This window comes from Blautia sp. MCC270 (assembly GCF_018785605.1).
Lineage (GTDB): Bacteria > Bacillota > Clostridia > Lachnospirales > Lachnospiraceae > Blautia_A > Blautia_A fusiformis.
Genome location: NZ_WQQD01000029.1, coordinates 19,887 through 38,423 on the forward strand (window position 1 = coordinate 19,887; position 18,537 = coordinate 38,423).

An 18,537-nucleotide genomic window follows, 5' to 3' on the forward strand; every position below is an offset into this window, starting at 1 on the left:
CCCGAAGGAGCCTTCCACGCTTTAGAACACCAATTCTTTTAACACAATCTCTTCTGCCATATTACGAATACCATTTACCAATCTGACCCATTCCATCTAATCACGAGCCTTCAACTCAGCACTGGTTGCATCCAACTCATCTAAGTCTAAGTCGCTCTCTATCGTGTCATCTGGTTTTTGCGCGAGCAACGAGGCAAGCCGAGATGCTTGCATCTCGATTTGCCGACTGCCGCGTTCATCGAGACGAGTACTCTTGTCTCGATGTTGGGACAAAAGAACAATCGTCTCAACATGAACGCCCTGGCAGAACTGATCCACTGCACAGGCGTGGGTCATCTCATATCCTGCCTCATAAAATGCCGGGAGGTCTCTCACAAGACTTGTAACCTTGCAGGAAATGTATACGATCTGGTCTACGCCGTAAGCCAGGATCTTTGGAAGGGCTTTGGGGTGAACGCCATCTCTGGGCGGATCAAGGATGATCATATCCGGTTTCTCCGGCACCTCGTCCAGAACCTTCAGCACATCCCCGGCAATAAAACGGCAGTTATCAATGCCGTTAAGTGCAGCGTTTTCTCTGGCGGCTTTTACCGCGTCTTCCACGATCTCCACACCGATCACCTCGCTGGCAACGGACGCCGCAAGCTGGGCAATGGTGCCAGTTCCGCTGTAAAGATCAAACACTACCTTATCCCTGGTATCTCCTACATATTCCCGCACCTTGGAATACAGGATCTCTGCAGCCAGGGAATTTGGCTGGAAAAAGGAAAAGGTGCTGATCTTAAATTTCAGTCCAAGGAGTTCTTCATAGAAATAATCCTTTCCATAAAGGATCTTCGTCTCGTCGCTCTGTACCACGTCGGATAAAGAATCATTTAAAATGTGCATGATCCCCACGATCTTCCCTTCCAGCGGAAGTGCAAGAAGCTGATCTTTCAGAGGCTCCAGATCATATTCTTCCTGGGTGGTGGTTACCACATGGACCAGGATCTCACCACTTGTGACGCCTCTTCGAAGAAGAAGATGTCGAAGATACCCCACATGCTGCAGCTTTTTATAGAAGCTAGCATTACGCTCCAGGAAAAACTCCCGCACGCAGACCAGGATCTTCGTCATATCCGGATGGACAAGCTTACAGTCATCCGTATTCAGGATATCGTAAGTGCTTCCCTTCTTGTGAAGTCCAAGGGACAGCGGCCCATCCTTATACTCATCCCCAAAGGAAAACTCCATCTTATTGCGGTACCCAAACTCAATAGGACTGCCATAAATCCCATCCCAGTGATATAAATGATCTGCAGCCTCAGCTTCTTCCGTCCCATCACCGTTCTTCCCGATCTTAGCCAGACTTTCTTTTACTGCCCCATCCAGAAGTTCTCTCACCTGGCGCTCCTTCATCTCCTTCTGCGCCTCATAGCTCATGGTCTGGTACATGCAGCCGCCGCATGCCGGAAACTCCTGACAGGCAGGTTCTCTTGTTTCCAGGGGAGATTTCTCCAGGACCTCCAGAAGACGTCCTTCCGCCCGGCCGGAACGTTTCTTATTGATCATAAACCGGACTTTCTGTCCCGGGATTCCGTTTTTTACAATTACTTTCTGGTCATCAACCCAAACAAAACCTTTGTTTGGAAATTCCACTTTTTCTATAATACCTTCGTAAATTTCACCTTTTTTCATAAATCCTCTTTCTGTTTTATAACCAGCAGACAATAATTCGAACATTCAGGATCCTCTTTACTGTCTGCTCATGAACGCCAGCGTTTCACGGTCCGTCTTCAAAAATCAAGCCCCGGTATCGCGCCGGGGCTTCAATTATCCGCTTCTCATATTCATACATAACAGACAGCCATTCTGATCTGCTCAAAACAGCCTCTGCAGTGAAAGTTCTTACTCTTCCTCATCCTCGAAATAATCATCGAAGTCATCATCAAAATCTTCTTCAAAATCTTCCAGATAATCCGGAGCGAAGAAACGGTATACTGCAAACGCAATACCGGCAACAGCTGCAACAGCACCGATGATCGCCAGTACCCAAAGGACTGTGTTCTTATCTTTCTCTTCTTCTTTTTTCTTCAGTGTTGCGAGCAGTTCTTCAAGTTTTGTTGTATTTAAATTCATAACACTGCACCATCCTTTCTTTCTGTTCGGCTGTACTTTCTGTCAGTAAATCTGCAGCGCAGCGTTTTTTGAGGTCGCTGCACCCGAGCCTTTTTTTAATGTTCTTATTATACCACCATATGTCTGGTTTTACCAGAACTTACACAAATTTTCGCAGAAACATTCTATAAAAAAATCGCCGTATTTCCGGCATTTCCGGAAAGATACGGCGGTTTTCTCTTATTCTTTATGGGTTCCTCGAATCACTTTGATCCCGCGTTCTTCTATCAGACCGCAGATCTGTGTTATCCGCGGACATTCCTTTTTTTCCTCATTCAGACGGCATACCCCGACATGGATGACGCTGATCTTTTCACTGACCAGCCGATCTGCCTTTTCCAAAATCCCCTCATCTTCAGCAGGTTCTTTTGCATTGGTTTCTTTGCATCCGTTGCATGTCATCACAGCTGCCAGAATCGTATCTTCCGGATAGCCGGAAAAAAAATCTCTTCTTTCCCGAAATGCAGACAGACATCCTGCCCTGGTACACACATCATTGGAATTAAGGCATGTCAAAATCCCGATCTTTTTCATCTTTTTCCCTCTATGCATCCCGCCTCACAGCCAGAATCATAAAAACAAAATATGCATCTTTCCGCGGCTGTCGTAAACGATCTCCGCTTCTACTTTATAGATCCTGCGGATCAGCTCCGGGGTCAGGACTTCTTCCGGCGTTCCGTAACCTTCCAGAACTCCGTCCTTCAGTACATAGATCTTATCACAGTATGCTGCTGCAATATTCAGATCGTGAATAGCGGAGATCACGGTTACATTAAGTTTTTTCACCAGCTCCATCAGCATGATCTGGTGGGTAATGTCCAGATGATTGGTAGGCTCATCCAGAATCAGTGCAGAGGTCTGCTGGGCAAGTGCTCTTGCCAGGATCACCCTCTGCTGCTCTCCTCCGGAAAGAGTGGAAAAGGTACGGTCTGCAAACGCCTCCATCTGTACGGTTTTCAGCGCTTCATCCACGATCTGGTAATCTTTTGCATTGTCCCGTTCCAGAGTCTTTTTATGAGGCGCACGCCCCATAAGAACCACCTCGCGGACCGTAAAATCAAAATTATAATAATTGTGCTGTGCCACCACGGCCATTTTTTTCGCAGAGCTTCGAACACTCATGGAATGAAGCTCCTCGCCGTCCAGATACACGGCTCCTGCGTCTGGTTTCAGAATACGGTAAATGCATTTCAGCAAAGTGGATTTTCCGCTTCCGTTTGGTCCGATGATTCCTACCAGTTCCTTATCCTGGGATTCCATGGAGATTCCCTTCAAGATCTGTCTGGCGTGAAAGCCAACCTGAATATTTTCTGTGGTGATCTTCATTACCGGGCACCTCCGAATCCATAGGATTTCCGCACAAGCAGATAAATAAAGCAGGGAGCACCGATAATGGATACCAGCACACCGATGGGCATCTCGGAATTTTTAAGGATCACACGACATGCCACATCGCACCAGATCAGAAACGATGCACCAAGAAGCGCACTTAAGGGGAGCAGTTTTCTGTGATCTGTTCCAAAAAGGATCCGGACCACATGAGGGATCACCAGTCCCACAAATCCGATCACACCGGCACAGTACACGGCAAATCCGATCATAACAGAAGCAACGATCAGATAAAAAGTCCGCAGTCTGTGCAGATCTGTTCCAAGGGTAATGGATACGTCATCTCCCAGAAGCATCAGATTCAGGTTCCGGTACTGCGTCCAGAAAACAGCCACGCACACCAGCGTGACCGGAAGCATTACACCCACTCTGGTCCAGCTTGCTCCGGCAAGACTTCCCATGCTCCACTTCATAACTTCTGTTGCCGCATTTTTGTCATTGGTAATATAAATGACAAAATTGGAAAAAGCAGAACAGACTGCGCTGACCGCCATTCCCGCAAGGATCAGTTTTGCGGAAGTTGCCTTTCCACCCATGTTTGCAATGGCGATCACCGCAAAAGAAGTGATCATCGCGCCAATGAAAGCTGTGATTCCCACAGAGTTTCCACCAAGAAAGCTTCCGATTCCAAGCATGATGGCCAGTGTGGCACCCAGAGATGCACCAGATGAGATACCCAGCACATACGGGTCTGCCAGCGGGTTCTGCACGATAGCCTGCATCACCACGCCGCACACGGAAAGAGCCATTCCAACTGCCAGAGCCAGAAGGACTCTAGGCAGCCGGATCAGCCACACAACATCATGAACTGCGCCTTCCGCATAGGCGGACAGACTTTTTATATGAAACAATTTATAAGCGATAACGCTGTATACATCCTTCAGTGACAGATCCGCATTTCCAAAAGTGATGGCTGCAAGTATGGAAAAAATAAGGAATCCTGCAAGTCCGATGAGAACTGCCACATACATGGATGTTCTGAGCACCTTATCTTTTTTTCTCTGTGAAGCTGTTTCTTTCACTGCATTTTCTCCGATCAGTCAAGATTTACGTCCGGATATAATCCCTTTGCAAAAGTTTCGATTCCGTCCTGGGTACGTGTTGCACTTGCATACATCTCACTGAGCATGATCGGGTAAACACGTCCGTTCTTTACTGCGTCAAGGCTCTTCAGGGACTCATCATCCTGGATCACTGCAAGCTGGCTGTTCTTAACAGTTTCCGGATCATCTCCTGCATATGGCATGTAAACCACAAAGATCACGTCAGGGTTGGCTGCGATGATATCCTCTTTTCCAACGGTGGAAGCATCCGGGTTTGCAAGAGTTGCGCCTAACTGTGTTACCATATCTCCGCCAAGGCTCTTTACGCCATAGTTTGTGATGTCATCTCCAAGAGGCTCCAATACCATTACGCTTGGTTTGTCTTTTACATCTGCAGTTGCAGTAAGAGTTTTGTCGATCACTGCTTTTGCATCATCAACGATAGCCTGTGCTTTGTCCTGTACATCGAAGATCTTTCCGATATTTAAGATATCTGTGAATTCATTTTCCAGTGTTCTGTCGCCGTCCGGACGAGTATTGGTGTTGTAGTAGGTGTTGCAGCCTTTGTCGATCCAGTCTGTTACATTTCCCAGATTCTTATCAGAGAAAAGAGAGCTCCAGGATAAGATCATGTCCGGCTCCAGCATTGTTACAGTTTCAAGGGATGGGGTAAATTCGTCAAGATAATTTGTTTTTGAGAATGCTTCTTTGAGATCTTCCGGAACTTCATTATCAAGACCTGCGGTAGCTACCAGGTGGTCTTCCAGACCAAGTGCGAGCATAGTCTCAATGCTTCCCTGATATACAGCAAGGACTTTTTCCGGTGCTTTTTCATAAGTGGTTTCGATTTCGTTTCCATCGTAATCATAGGTTGTGATGGTCAGAGGATATTCTGTCTTGGTTGCCTCTGCGGAAGAATCTTCGATGTCTGCAGACTCTGTACTGTCTTCTGCTGCCGGCTGGTTGTCTTCCTTGATGGTCTCGGAGTCTGCTCTCTCTGCGGCATAAACAGCCGGAGCTGCTGATACGGTCATTGCCGCTGCCATTACCATTGCCATGATTCTTGTGGATACATACTTGTTTTTCATTTCATTTCCTCTCTTTTCGCCTGTTTTATCTCCTGTTGCCTATGGGTAACCGAAAAGATGGGGCTTCATAAAATCTGCACGGAACACTTTGTACGGAAGCTCCCACTTACATACTGTCAAGCAGGTTTCCTGACTTACAGACTCAGAAAAAACTCCGCAAAATAAAAACTGATACACCATTCATCTTTTAGCCAATCATGAATGATGTATCAGAATTTTCTCCAGAATCTCTCTGACATCGGGATTTCGCCTTCTCACATGAGTTTCTGCAATGGCATGTGAAATCCCTTCTTCTGTATACAGTGGCCGCAACCGCTCAGGCTTTTTACCCGATTCCCTCCTCACAGTATCCGGCAGCATATGTGCCGGTGATACTGTTCACTTCACAGCAATTCAATTACGCTGATACTGATTCTAACATACCGGTTTTCCAATTACAACCTTGAGGCCGGATTTTTACAGTTTTTTGCAGAAATAGTCTGCCCGGAGAGATCCCTCTCAGATCTTCTTCAGCTTGGCAAAACCGGCGAACATTTTTTTCACGCCGACTTTGTCAAAGTCTACCGTCACTTCGTAGTCTCTGCCGCCGTCTGCGATATTTTTTACGATACCGACTCCGAATTTCACATGACGGACCGTGTCTCCCTCACCATAGTCCAGGCTGTCCGCCTTCTTCACTGTGAAATCTTTTTTCTGCAGGGTGCTCTTTGCCTGGAAATTCATTTTCATCTGGGCATAGGCGCTTTTCGGAGATACGATATCATCTACTCTGGGCTTTTTCTCCTGAATGGTATGTCCAAGATCTACCAGCTCCCGTGGAACCTCCCTTACAAAACGTGACACACGGTTATACTGAGTCTCCCCACGGATCATCCGCTGTTTTGCACAGGTTAAAGTCAGTTCCTTCATGGCACGGGTGATTCCCACATAACAGAGCCTTCGCTCCTCCTCGATATCCGACGGATCACCGGACCAGATGGAAGCATATCCCGGAAAAACACCGTCCTCCATTCCCACGATAAATACATTGGGGAATTCCAGTCCCTTGGCACTGTGAAGGGTCATCAGCAACACATAATCCTGATCCGGATCAACAGAATCGATATCTGCCACCAGTGCGATCTCCTCCAGAAATGCAGAAAGTGTTGCCGGCTGTCCGGCCTCCTCCATGGCTTCCTGGAAGGATTCTGTCTTGGAGATCAGCTCATCGATATTTTCGATCCTCGCCTGAGCCTCCTCCGTTTTCTCTGCCTCCAGTTCCTTCACATAACCGGTAAGCTCAATGACCTCTTCCAGGGTTTCACGGACTGTATAGGCCTCTGCCTTACTTTTCAGTCCCTGGATAAAGGATACAAAATCATTGATCTTTCCTGCTGCCCTGCCAATGGACGGTACTTCCTCCACCACGCGGAGCGCATCGTAAAAGCTCAGGTTCATCATATCCGCATAGTCCTGGACACGGCCGATGCTGGTGAGTCCGATTCCTCTTTTTGGCACATTTAAGATCCTGCGCACAGCCAGATCATCACTGGCATTGTCAATGGTCTTCAGATAGCTTAACAGATCCTTGATCTCTTTGCGGGCATAAAAGTTCACGCCGCCGACAATCTTATAAGGAACATTTGCCAGGAGAAATTTCTCCTCAAAGAGACGAGACTGGGCATTGGTCCGATAAAGTACTGCACAGTCCTTGTACTGGAATTTCCCGTTGCGGCGCCCCTGGATGATCTCTCCTGCAACATACTCCGCTTCCTCAAATCCGTTGTTGAACTGACGGAAATGTACTTTATCGCCCTCTTCGTTCTCTGTCCAGAGGCGTTTTTCCTTACGCTCTGTGTTGTTGACGATCACCTCATTGGCTGCATTGAGGATGTTCTGGGTAGAACGGTAATTCTGTTCCAGGCGCACCACCTTAGCCTCAGGAAAAACCTTCTCAAAGCCTAAGATATTCCCGATATTTGCTCCACGAAAACGATAGATGGACTGATCATCATCACCAACCACACAGAGATTCTTGTATTTCTCAGCAAGAAGACTTACAAATTTAAACTGGGCAGTATTGGTATCCTGATACTCATCCACCATAATATATTTGAAACGTTCCTGATAATAGTCCAGGATATCCGGATTATGCTGAAAAAGCTCCACAGTCTTCACGATCAGGTCATCAAAATCCAGCGCATTGTTTCCCCTGAGGATAGACTGATATTCCTTATACATACCGGCAATCTTCCGTGCATCCGGATCGCCGCCTGCATTCAGCTCCATCTCTTCCGGTGTGATCAGTTCATCCTTGGCATGGGAAATCTCAGCAAGAACGCCTCGTTCCTTGTAAATCTTGGTATTGATATCAAACTTCCGGAAGATTTCCTTCATGACTGTTTTTTGGTCGTCGGCATCATAGATGGTAAAATTACTGCCAAAGCCCAGCACCTCAATATGTCTGCGCAGGATCCTCACGCAGGCGGAATGGAAGGTGGAGACCCATACGCTCTCCGCACCCATTCCCGCAATTTTATTCACACGTTCCCGCATCTCACTGGCGGCCTTGTTGGTAAAGGTGATCGCCAGGATATTCCATGGGTTTACACCCTTTTCTTCCATTAAATAGGCGATCCTGTGGGTCAGCACTCTTGTTTTTCCGGAACCGGCTCCTGCAAGGATCAGAAGTGGTCCCTCTGTATGTACGGCAGCTTCCCGCTGCATAGGATTCAATGTGTCCAAAGCATCATGTATACTCATTTTGATCTCCATTTCTTTTTCCATATGAACAGTATCTTTATATACTATCATGACTTTACTTTCCGGTAAACCCACCTCTCTGAAAAAAAGTTTCTTTACAAGTAGTATTTAAAACTATATAATAAGGAGCAGAGGTGATAATACGATGACAGAAAACGAAAAAGAAATGATGAACAGCATTTTTGCAAAAATTGCTGAGCTTGATTATATAAAACCCGATGAAATTCCCAATATTGCTCTTTACATGGATCAGGTCACAACCTTTATGGAAGATAATCTCGCTTCCACCAAGCGTCATCATGATGACAAGATCCTGACCAAGACCATGATCAACAATTACGCAAAGAACAAGCTCCTTCCCCCGCCGGAAAAGAAGCGCTATTCCCGGGAGCATCTGCTGATGCTGATCTTTATCTACTATTTTAAGAATATCCTCTCCATCAGTGATATCCAGACCCTTCTGGGACCGATCACCGAGAAATACTTCAAGTCCGTTACAGAAAAGGACATGACTTACATCTACCAGGAGGTTTTCAGTATGGAGCAGTCACAGATCCGTTACCTGGAAAAGGATCTTATGCGCCGTTTCAAAAGTGCCGGAGAAATTTTTGAGGACGCCGACCCGGAGGATAAGGAATTCCTTCACCAGTTTTCCTTTATCTGTCTTCTTAGCTTCGACGTATACATGAAAAAAATGATCATCGAAAACATGATCGACCACATGAATTCCTCAAAAGATACGGATTCCTCAAAAAAAGACAAATAATATCCGGAGCTCACATCCGGTCATAAACGTGCGTCGCCGGGCGCACCGAAAAAAAAGAGACAGACGCACGATCGCCTGTCTCTTTTTCGTTACAGCATTATCCGTTATCATCACGGTATGGACGTAAGCCTTATTCTGCTTCGCCGCCCTGCTCCCCGTTATCCTTCTTCATACGTGCAAATACCATCTCATAACCATCATTTCCATAGTTCAGGGAACGGTTCACACGGCTGATCGTAGCTGTGGAAGCTCCTGTTTTCTCGGAAATATCAAGGTATGTACGCTTATCAGTAAGCATCTTGGCTACCTCGAAGCGCTGAGATAAAGAAAGCAGCTCATTGATGGTGCACACATCCTCAAAAAATGTATAACACTCTTCCTTGTCCTTCAGGCACAGGATCGCTTCAAAAAGATGATCCACAGCCTCCGTCCTGATTTTTTTGCTCATTGTTACGCTCCTTTAAAATACATGAATTTCGTCTAATACAATACTGATATTTTAACACTCTAAATCGTGATAAGCAAGCCTTTTAGGAAAATTTAATAAACTATTTCTCTTTTTTGTCTTTCTATGGCGGACACATGATTTTCCCATTTCCACTGCCCCGGAAAACATTTGGGATTTGCTTTTTCTGCTGTGATTGGGTATACTTAAAATAATATCCAAAAGAAAAGGAGACTTATCAAATGAATCGTTTTTTCAACATGGACAACAAATTCTTCGTGTTCATGGGACGCGTAGCAGACCTGCTTCTTCTGAATTTTCTGTGCATCCTCTGCTGCATTCCGGTTGTCACCGCAGGCGCCTCCATAACAGCTCTCTACTATGTCACACTAAAGATGGCAAGAGACGAGGAATCCTATATTGCCCGCAGCTTTTTCCACTCCTTCAAACAGAACTTCAAACAGGCGACCATCATCAATATCATCATGCTCCTCACCGCTGCTGTTCTGTTTATCGATCTTCGGATCGCCAGAGTCGGAAGCGGAGCTATGTACAAAGGACTTTTCAGTCTGTTCATTGCATTTGCACTGATCTATGCGATGATCCTTCTGTACATTTATCCGATCCTTTCCAAATTTTTTAATTCCGTCAAGAATACCTTTGTAAATGCATTCCTGATGTCCGTCCGCCATCTTCCGCTGACACTTTTGATGCTTGTGATCTCTGCGTCCCCACTCCTACTGATGTGGCTTTTTGCTTATGTGAGCTACGCACGGTTTACATCCATCCTGATCATGCTTTTTATTCTGATGGGATTTTCTACGCTGGCGTACTGGAAATCGAAGATCTTTGTAAAGATCTTCGATAACTATATACCGAAAGATGAAAACGAAGAAAACGGCGAAGAGAAAAACGAACCGAAAGAGGCATAATGAAGCGCTGGAACGACAAGCCATATCATTCTCTGGACTATATGCTCCGGGAGCGATACGGCGAAAAGGTCTACCGGGTTGCATTAAACGGCGGCATGTCCTGTCCCAACCGTGACGGCACCCTGGGCAAAAAAGGCTGCATCTTCTGCAGCCAGGGCGGAAGCGGAGATTTTGCAGCAAACGCCGCTCTTTCCATTACAGAGCAGATCAACACACAGATCAAAAGTCTCTCTTCCAAACGCCCGATCCATAAATATATCGCCTATTTTCAGGCATATACAAACACATATGCTCCTGTGGAACACCTGCGTAAGATCTTCACAGAAGCCATCTCCCATCCGGATATCGTGGCACTGTCCATTGGTACCAGACCGGACTGTCTGGGAGATGATGTACTGGATCTTCTTTATTCCCTGAACCAGATCAAACCGGTGTGGGTGGAGCTGGGACTCCAGACTATCCATGAAGATACCGCCAGATATATACGGCGCGGCTATCCACTGTCCTGTTTTGATACCGCAGTAAAAAATCTCCGCGCAGGCGGCATCGAAGTGATCGTCCACACCATCCTGGGGCTTCCCGGTGAAAGCCGGAAGGATATCCTGGAAACAATGGCTTATCTGAACGCCATGGATATCCAGGGGATCAAGCTGCAGCTTCTTCATGTACTGCGTGGTACAGATCTTGCCGCTGATCATGAAGCCGGTCTTTTCCGCACTTATGAACGGGACGAGTATCTGAACCTTGTCATTGACTGTCTGGAACATCTCAGACCGGATATCGTGATCCACCGGGTCACCGGCGATGGACCGAAGGATCTGCTGATCGCACCTTTATGGGCCAGCCGCAAACGAGAAGTTTTAAACCTTCTTCATCACCGGATGAAAGAAAGAGCAAGTTTTCAGGGAAAAGCTCTCGAAGCCCTTTCCCGCAGCCAGTAAAAAGGAGGATTCTTATGGCATCACCTTTTACAACCTATAAGCTTATTATTTTATATATGCTGCAGAATTCCGATGGGGATCTCACAAATTCCCAGATTACCGATTTTATCCTGGACCGGAAATACACCAATTATTTTCAGCTCCAGCAGGCAGTTTCCGAACTTGTGGAGGCAGATCTGGTGGAAATGTCTTCACAGTCCAACCGCAGTTACTATCGACTGACCTCCGAGGGAAAAAACACTCTGAAATATTTTTCCAAAGAACTTTCCTCTGACATCAAGAAAGAAGTGGAAGAATATCTCAATTCCCTCCACTGCAAGATCGAAGAACATCTCCTGACTCCTGCAGATTACTATCCCACCAAAGAGGGTAGCTACTCGGTACGTCTGCGGATCATCGAAAGCGGCGTCAGCATCGTTGATCTCAGCATCAATGTGCCAAATCTTGCTGCTGCACAGTCTGTATGTGAAAGCTGGCCTTATAAATACCAGAATGTTTATGACAAAATAATGGAGGAGCTTCTCTGAGAGGCTCCTCCGTTTTACTTATATTCATTTATTTCGCTTCTTCGTGGATCTTCTTCATATGCTCTTTCAGTTTCTTTTCATATCCCATATCACTGAGCTCGTAAAAATGTTCTCCTTCGATTTCTGATGGCAGATACTGCTGTTTTACATAGTGATTCGGATAATCATGGGCATATTTATATCCGATACCATGACCCAGACTTTCGTGGCCACCATAATGGGCATCCTGCAGATGCACCGGAACGGTTGTCTTCTTCGCCTTCACGCAGCGCATGGCTTCCTGTATGGCATTTACTGCAGAATTGCTCTTGGGTGCACAGGCCATGTATGTAACTGCCTGGGAAAGAATGATCTGGGACTCCGGCATTCCCACACGTTCCACAGCCTGAGCTGCTGCTGCTGCCACGCAGAGAGCCTGCGGATCTGCATTTCCAATATCTTCGGAAGCAAGGATCATGATCCTCCTTGCAATAAACTTCACATCTTCTCCTGCATAGAGCATTTTTGCCAGATAATAGACTGCCGCATCCGGATCGGAGCCTCGCATGCTCTTGATAAAGGCAGAAATGATATCATAATGATTGTCCCCGTTCTTATCGTAGCGCACCACCCGCTTCTGGATACACTCAGAAGCCACCTCAAGGGTCAGATGAATCTTACCGTCTGTATCACGGGGTGTGGTGAGGATTCCCAATTCTATGGCGTTTAAAGCGCTTCTGGCGTCTCCTCCTGCCATATCTGCCAGAAATTCCAAAGCATCCTCCTCGATCACCGCCCCATAGCTTCCCATTCCACGTTCCGGATCGTTAACCGCACGCAAGATCAGTTCCTTTATCTCCGGTATCTCCAGGGACTTCAATTCAAAGATGATCGATCTTGAAAGAAGCGCTCCGTTTACCTCAAAATATGGATTCTCTGTTGTGGCCCCGATAAGAATGATGGTTCCATCCTCCACAAAGGGAAGAAGATAATCCTGCTGTCCCTTGTTGAAACGGTGGATCTCATCAATGAACAGAATGGTCTTTTTCCCATACATGCCGAGATCGTCCTGTGCCTGCTTTACAACTGCTTCCATATCTTTCTTCCCTGCTACGGTTGCATTGATCTGGGTAAAGCTGGCGCTTGTGGTATTGGCGATGACTTTTGCCAGGGTGGTCTTTCCGGTTCCCGGAGGGCCGTAAAAAATAACAGATGTCAGCTTATCCGCCTTTATGGCACGATACAGCAATTTATCTTTTCCTACGATGTGCTGCTGTCCCACCACCTCATCCAGCGTTCGCGGACGCAGTCTGGATGCCAGAGGCGACTCCTGGTCCAGCGTTTTTGATTTTGCGTATTCAAATAAATCCATGGTTTTCACTCCTGTATTTTCTGTAAAAAGCGGATATTCACGATCCGTATTCTTTTCATAGATCTGTATCCGGCAACGATCGTTTCATTTGTTTCCGGCATACGGACAGATTCCTTATTTTTATAATTTTACCTGTTTGCACATAAAAAAGCAATCGTTTCTGCCTTTTCGGCAAATCACAGTTACATCACCAGCAGCTGATCTGCAGTTACCAGGTCATATCCTTCTTCCGTAAGCATATCCGCGATCTCCAGGGCCGCTTCCACGGATGTAGAAAAGCTGTCATGCATCAGGATAATGGAGCCATCCTTCACTTGTCTTTTTACGATATTTTCCACAGAACGGACATTTTTTGATTTCCAGTCCAGGGTATCCACATCCCAGAATACCGGCAGCATGGTCACACAGAGCTCCAGATCCTTCGGCCAGGCACCGTAGGGCGGGCGAAGATACATGGGATATTCTCCGGTGATCTCGTAGATCTCATTATTCGTCTTTATGATCTGCTGACATGCCTGATCACCAGGAAGCTTATCAAGCTGCACGTGATCATACGTGTGATTACCGATGAGATGACCGTCTCTCTGCATCTGCGTTACGATTTCCTCATTTCCTCGGATATTTTTTCCCATAAGAAAAAATGTGGCATGGATCCCACGCTTCCGCAGGCCATCCAAAAGCAGAGGTGTATATGTTGCATGCGGTCCATCATCAAAGGTAAGAGCCACACGTGGACGATCCTCTTTTTCGCTTCTGTCAGAGGCTGTCTCAGCCACCGGTTCTGCTGCTTTTTGTCCGTACTGCGCCGCCACCAGCCGGAGCATCCCCTCACCGGCGATCATTCTGGTCACCCGCATCCGAAATGCACTGTCTGAGATTTTTCCATATCCGCTGAGCAGAATCAATACCATTGCCACTACACAGAAATATTTTTTTCGCTTATCCATATTTCCCGCCGGATCAAATATACTTTTCCACAATATATGAAAAAATCCCCGGGAAAAGACTTTTGGCTTTTCTTTCCCGGGGAATATTCTCTGATATATGTCTTATTTTTTCAGGATCTCAAGTGCACTCTCGATCTCCTCCACGCATTTCTCATAACCAAGGGTACCGTTATCCAGGCACAGATTGTATTTCGTCATGTCTGCCCAGTCAACACCCATGAAACGTTTGCAGAAATCTTCTTTGCGTTTGTCATCTTTATGCATGAATTTCTCAATGTCCTTTGTGGTTCCGCTGAGCTTCTTGCTTGCCTCACGGATACGGAAATCCCAGTCTCCGTAAACAAACACACGAAGAACATTGGAATAATCCTTCAGGATCATATTTGCACAACGTCCGATGATCACACAGGACTCTTTTTCTGCCAGCTGCCGGATTACCTTTGCCTGATAATTAAACAGGTTCTCATCGGATGTAAAATCCTTGCTCTGAGGCGGGATCAGCTCACCCTTGTAGATTCCGGACTTTGCAAAAAATCTCTGCTTTGTGCTGACATTTTCATCTGCCCTTCCAAAGAGCTGCTCATGAATGCCGCTCTCCTCAGATGCCATGCGGATGATATCCTTGTCATAGTAAGAAATCCCTAATTTCTTTGCAAGCTCCTCTCCGATGGTACGTCCACCGCTTCCATACTGTCTTGCAATGGTAATTACGAAATTATCCATGTCTTTCCCCCTACTCTCCAAGATATGCCTTCTGAACGGCCTCGTCATTCAGAAGATCCTCTGCCTTTCCATCCATAGTAATGCTTCCTGTTTCCAGAACGTACGCTCTGTCCGCAATGGAAAGAGCCTTCTTCGCATTCTGCTCAACCAGAAGCACTGTAGTTCCGCTCTCACTTACCTCGCGGATAATGTCAAAAATCTCATTTACAAAAATCGGCGACAGACCCATGGACGGCTCATCCATCAAAATGATCCTTGGTCTGCTCATCAGTGCACGTCCCATGGCAAGCATCTGCTGCTCACCACCGGAAAGTGTTCCGGCACGCTGTCCTTTACGTTCTTCCAGACGCGGAAATCTCTTGTATACACCAGCAAGGCTCTCTGCGATCTCTGCCTTGTCCTTTCTTGTATAGGCTCCAAGGAGCAGATTCTCATAAACGGACATATCCGCAAATACTCGTCTTCCTTCCGGAACGTGTGCCATTCCCATTTCTACGATCTTATGGGCTGGTGTTCTTGTGAGGTCTTTTCCCTCAAACACAATGCTTCCGGACTTCGGAGAAAGAATTCCGGTAAGTGTCTGAAGTGTGGTTGTCTTTCCGGCACCGTTGGCACCGATCAGCGCAATAACCTCTCCCTGATTTACATGAAAAGAAATTCCCTTCAGAGCCTGGATCACACCATAATAGACCTGGAGGTCCTTTACTTCCAACATTGCCATTGTCTCGTTCCTCCTTATTCTCCCAGATATGCAGTGATAACCGTCGGGTCTTTCAGCACTGCAGATGTCTCACCCTGGATCAGTACCTGACCGAAGTTCAGAACTGTAAGTTCCTCACAGATACCGCCCACCAGTTTCATGTCGTGCTCGATCAGAAGAACAGTCATATCAAAATGCTCCCGCACAAAACGGATAGTATCCATCAGCTCCTGTGTCTCATTCGGGTTCATACCAGCCGCCGGCTCATCCAGGAGAAGAAGCTTCGGCTCTGTGGCAAGAGCTCTGGCGATCTCCAGCTTACGCTGTTTACCATAAGGCAGATTTCCTGCCAGAGTGTCTGCTTCCTTATCCAGATCAAACACCCTCAGTATCTCCATGGCACGTTCATTCATCTCTTTTTCTACCTTGTAATATTTCGGCAGTCTTAAGATCCCGGTCAGTGTGGAATATGGATGATGATTGTGAAGTCCTACTTTTACATTGTCAAGAACCGGCATATCCTTGAAAAGACGGATATTCTGAAAGGTTCTTGCAATTCCGGCCTTGTTGATCTCAATGGTGCTTTTTCCGGTGATGTCCTGGCCGTCCAGTCTGATGATTCCCTCTGTTGGTTTGTATACACCTGTGAGAAGGTTGAATACCGTTGTCTTACCGGCACCGTTAGGTCCGATCAGTCCATAGAGCTGTCCCTTCTCAATGGTCATATTAAAGCCGTCAACAGCACGAAGACCGCCGAACTGGATAGACAGATTATTTACTTCCAGCATTGCCATGATCAGGCCACCTCCTTTTTCTCTTTTTTGCCTTTAAATTTCTCTACCATGCGTGCTCTCCAGTCTCTTGCTGCCGGTGCCCAGTTAAAGAGCATCATGATGATCAGTACGATGGCATAGATCAGCATACGGTAGTTTGCGAATCCACGGAGAAGCTCAGGCAGTGCATAAAGGATAATGGTTGCAATGATAGATCCTCTGATATTTCCGATTCCTCCAAGTACTACATACACAAGTACCAGAATGGACATATTGTAATCGAATACAGAAACCTTAAGAAGAGAAAGGTTATGTGCATACAGCACACCTGCAACTCCTGCAAGGGCTGCGGAAATTGTAAATGCAAGCAGTTTGTATCTGGTGATATTGATTCCTACAGACTCCGCTGCAATACGGTTGTCCCTGGTTGACATAATAGCACGTCCGCTTCTGGAGTTTACAAGGTTCTGTACAATAAACAATGTGAGAAGAAGCAGGATCACGCCGATCAGGAAAAAGTAATTCTTGATATCTTTATAAAGAGTTGCTGTTCCCGAAATACCAAGGGCACCTTTGAGAATCTGCTTTCCGCCGGCTTCCAGATGAAGACCGGCTGCACTTGTTGCAACGTGAAGTCCTTTGTCATCCACGCCAATGTAAAGTACATTGATCAGGTTCTTAATGATCTCACCAAAAGCCAGTGTAACAATAGCCAGGTAGTCACCGCGGAGACGAAGTACCGGAATACCGATGATCACACCGAACAGTGCTGCAACTGCCGCACCTACAAGGATTGCAAGGATAAAGCGAGGAACCTGCGGAATGGAGTCTGCAACAACCTGTGAAAACAGGGCACTGGAAAAAGCTCCCACGCACATGAAGCCCGCATGTCCAAGGCTCAGCTCACCGGAAAAACCGACTACCAGGTTCAGGGAAACTGATGCAATGGTATAAACACAAAGGGGAACAAGAAGTCCCATAAGAAGTCTGGAAAGATTTCCAGTTGAGGAAAGTGCCTGTACGATCACAAAGAGTACAATGACAATTCCGTAGTTGATCATGTTATTTTTTGTTGTTTTGTTTTTCATATTCTTCATATCGGCCACCTTACACTTTCTCCTGGATGTTCTTGCCGAACAGTCCGGTAGGTTTTACAAGAAGCACGACGATCAGGACAGCAAATACGATCGCATCTGCAACCTGAGAAGAAATATAAGCTTTTCCGAAGATCTCGATGATTCCCAGAAGGATGCCGCCGACCATAGCTCCCGGAATCGAACCGATTCCACCGAATACAGCAGCTACGAAAGCTTTGATACCAGGCATGGCTCCTGTGTAAGGAGTCAGTGTCGGATAAGTCTGACAGAGCAGAAGGCCTGCGATCGCTGCAAGTCCGGAACCGATGGCAAATGTGAGGGAAATTGTCGCATTGACGTTAACTCCCATCAGCTGTGCCGCATCTCTGTCCTCGGAAACCGCCTGCATGGCACGGCCAGGTTTTGTCTTTTTTACAAAGAGGGAAAGTCCCACCATGATGATGATACATGCAAGGATGGTTACGATGGTGATTCCCTTGATGGTAAGCTCACCGTCAAACAGTGTGATGGACGGAACTTTGATAACAGCTACGAAACTCTTGGCATCTGCACCGAAGATCAGAAGTGCCAGGTTCTGAAGCAGATAACTGACACCGATAGCCGTGATAAGAACGGCCAGGTTTGAGGAAGCTTTTCTAAGTGGACTGTAAGCTACCTTCTCAATGACAACACCAAGCAGTGTACAGATCACAACGGAAAGGATCACAGCAAGGATCGGTGACATGCCGCCTCTTGTGATACAGGTAAGGATGATATAAGCTCCCACCATGATAACATCTCCGTGTGCGAAGTTCAGCATCTTGGCAATACCATAAACCATGGTATATCCAAGTGCGATGATTGCATAGATACTGCCAAGACTGATGCCGTCTTTTAAATAAGATATAAAACTCATAACGCACCTCTTTTAATTGTT

Annotated in this window: 19 protein-coding genes and 1 riboswitch; of the genes, 4 read left to right on the forward strand and 15 right to left on the reverse strand. The window is 46.4% G+C overall.

All coding sequences use genetic code 11. The annotated features are described in order from the left end of the window. Positions 1-96: 96 nt before the first annotated feature. From rlmD to pcrA, 7 genes are all read right to left on the reverse strand, one after another. A complete protein-coding gene (gene rlmD / locus GPK58_RS09290; protein ID WP_215638552.1) occupies positions 97-1,677 on the reverse strand; it encodes a 23S rRNA (uracil(1939)-C(5))-methyltransferase RlmD in 1,581 nt (526 codons plus the stop codon). Positions 1,678-1,887: 210 nt separating this feature from the next. Beyond that, positions 1,888-2,118 carry a hypothetical protein gene (locus GPK58_RS09295; RefSeq protein ID WP_015526073.1) on the reverse strand — a complete coding sequence of 77 codons (231 nt, stop codon included), beginning with the start codon at positions 2,116-2,118 and terminating at the stop codon, positions 1,888-1,890. Between the two features lie 219 nt (positions 2,119-2,337). Beyond that, positions 2,338-2,691 (reverse strand): CGGC domain-containing protein, encoded by a 354-nt coding sequence (locus tag GPK58_RS09300; RefSeq protein WP_044961569.1) that lies wholly within the window; start codon positions 2,689-2,691, stop codon positions 2,338-2,340. A 36-nt stretch (positions 2,692-2,727) separates the two neighbouring features. Further along, positions 2,728-3,483 carry an ABC transporter ATP-binding protein gene (locus GPK58_RS09305; RefSeq protein WP_021651662.1) on the reverse strand — a complete coding sequence of 252 codons (756 nt, stop codon included), beginning with the start codon at positions 3,481-3,483 and terminating at the stop codon, positions 2,728-2,730. Beyond that, complete coding sequence (locus tag GPK58_RS09310; protein WP_227574163.1) at positions 3,483-4,568, reverse strand: FecCD family ABC transporter permease; 1,086 nt, start codon at positions 4,566-4,568, stop codon at positions 3,483-3,485. Before GPK58_RS09310 ends, GPK58_RS09305 begins: the two co-directional genes overlap by 1 nt. A gap of 14 nt (positions 4,569-4,582) precedes the next feature. Next, a complete protein-coding gene (locus tag GPK58_RS09315; RefSeq protein ID WP_015526076.1) occupies positions 4,583-5,677 on the reverse strand; it encodes an ABC transporter substrate-binding protein in 1,095 nt (364 codons plus the stop codon). A 106-nt stretch (positions 5,678-5,783) separates the two neighbouring features. After that, positions 5,784-6,074, reverse strand: a riboswitch (cobalamin riboswitch). Positions 6,075-6,175: 101 nt separating this feature from the next. After that, positions 6,176-8,419: a DNA helicase PcrA gene (gene pcrA, locus GPK58_RS09320; protein WP_161209765.1), complete on the reverse strand. Its 2,244-nt coding sequence runs from the start codon at positions 8,417-8,419 to the stop codon at positions 6,176-6,178. 145 nt (positions 8,420-8,564) lie between these two features. On the opposite strand from pcrA, the gene GPK58_RS09325 reads away from it, so the two are divergent. Further along, positions 8,565-9,185: a DUF1836 domain-containing protein gene (locus GPK58_RS09325; RefSeq protein WP_015526078.1), complete on the forward strand. Its 621-nt coding sequence runs from the start codon at positions 8,565-8,567 to the stop codon at positions 9,183-9,185. Between the two features lie 130 nt (positions 9,186-9,315). Here the strand turns inward: GPK58_RS09325 and GPK58_RS09330 are convergent, their stop codons facing one another. Beyond that, positions 9,316-9,633, reverse strand: coding sequence for a YerC/YecD family TrpR-related protein (locus GPK58_RS09330; protein WP_015526079.1), 318 nt, complete (start codon positions 9,631-9,633; stop codon positions 9,316-9,318). A 239-nt stretch (positions 9,634-9,872) separates the two neighbouring features. Here GPK58_RS09330 and GPK58_RS09335 point away from each other — a divergent pair, with 239 nt between their 5' ends. From GPK58_RS09335 to GPK58_RS09345, 3 genes are read left to right on the forward strand one after another with little or no spacing between them, the layout of a single operon-like run. Next, positions 9,873-10,562 carry a YesL family protein gene (locus GPK58_RS09335; RefSeq protein WP_110102929.1) on the forward strand — a complete coding sequence of 230 codons (690 nt, stop codon included), beginning with the start codon at positions 9,873-9,875 and terminating at the stop codon, positions 10,560-10,562. Continuing rightward, complete coding sequence (locus tag GPK58_RS09340; protein WP_015526081.1) at positions 10,562-11,503, forward strand: TIGR01212 family radical SAM protein; 942 nt, start codon at positions 10,562-10,564, stop codon at positions 11,501-11,503. Before GPK58_RS09335 ends, GPK58_RS09340 begins: the two co-directional genes overlap by 1 nt. Before the next feature lie 14 nt (positions 11,504-11,517). Continuing rightward, on the forward strand, positions 11,518-12,030 hold the full coding sequence (locus tag GPK58_RS09345) for a DUF4364 family protein (protein WP_059086750.1): 513 nt from the start codon (positions 11,518-11,520) through the stop codon (positions 12,028-12,030). A 28-nt stretch (positions 12,031-12,058) separates the two neighbouring features. Here GPK58_RS09345 and GPK58_RS09350 read toward each other — a convergent pair whose 3' ends face one another. From GPK58_RS09350 to GPK58_RS09380, 7 genes are all read right to left on the reverse strand, one after another. Then, the gene (locus tag GPK58_RS09350) at positions 12,059-13,381 is read right to left on the reverse strand and encodes a replication-associated recombination protein A (RefSeq protein WP_215638553.1); all 1,323 of its coding nucleotides are present in this window, start codon (positions 13,379-13,381) and stop codon (positions 12,059-12,061) included. A gap of 182 nt (positions 13,382-13,563) precedes the next feature. Then, a complete protein-coding gene (locus GPK58_RS09355; protein ID WP_092071246.1) occupies positions 13,564-14,328 on the reverse strand; it encodes a polysaccharide deacetylase family protein in 765 nt (254 codons plus the stop codon). A 102-nt stretch (positions 14,329-14,430) separates the two neighbouring features. Next, positions 14,431-15,051, reverse strand: a complete 621-nt coding sequence (locus GPK58_RS09360; RefSeq protein WP_215638554.1) for a cytidylate kinase-like family protein — start codon at positions 15,049-15,051, stop codon at positions 14,431-14,433. A gap of 10 nt (positions 15,052-15,061) precedes the next feature. Continuing rightward, entirely contained in the window at positions 15,062-15,772 is a 711-nt protein-coding gene (locus GPK58_RS09365; protein ID WP_015526086.1) for an ABC transporter ATP-binding protein, read from the reverse strand. A 14-nt stretch (positions 15,773-15,786) separates the two neighbouring features. Next, on the reverse strand, positions 15,787-16,545 hold the full coding sequence (locus tag GPK58_RS09370) for an ABC transporter ATP-binding protein (protein ID WP_147603281.1): 759 nt from the start codon (positions 16,543-16,545) through the stop codon (positions 15,787-15,789). A gap of 2 nt (positions 16,546-16,547) precedes the next feature. Next, entirely contained in the window at positions 16,548-17,621 is a 1,074-nt protein-coding gene (locus GPK58_RS09375) for a branched-chain amino acid ABC transporter permease (RefSeq protein ID WP_021651649.1), read from the reverse strand. Positions 17,622-17,631: 10 nt separating this feature from the next. Beyond that, a complete protein-coding gene (locus GPK58_RS09380; RefSeq protein WP_015526088.1) occupies positions 17,632-18,516 on the reverse strand; it encodes a branched-chain amino acid ABC transporter permease in 885 nt (294 codons plus the stop codon). Positions 18,517-18,537: the final 21 nt, after the last annotated feature.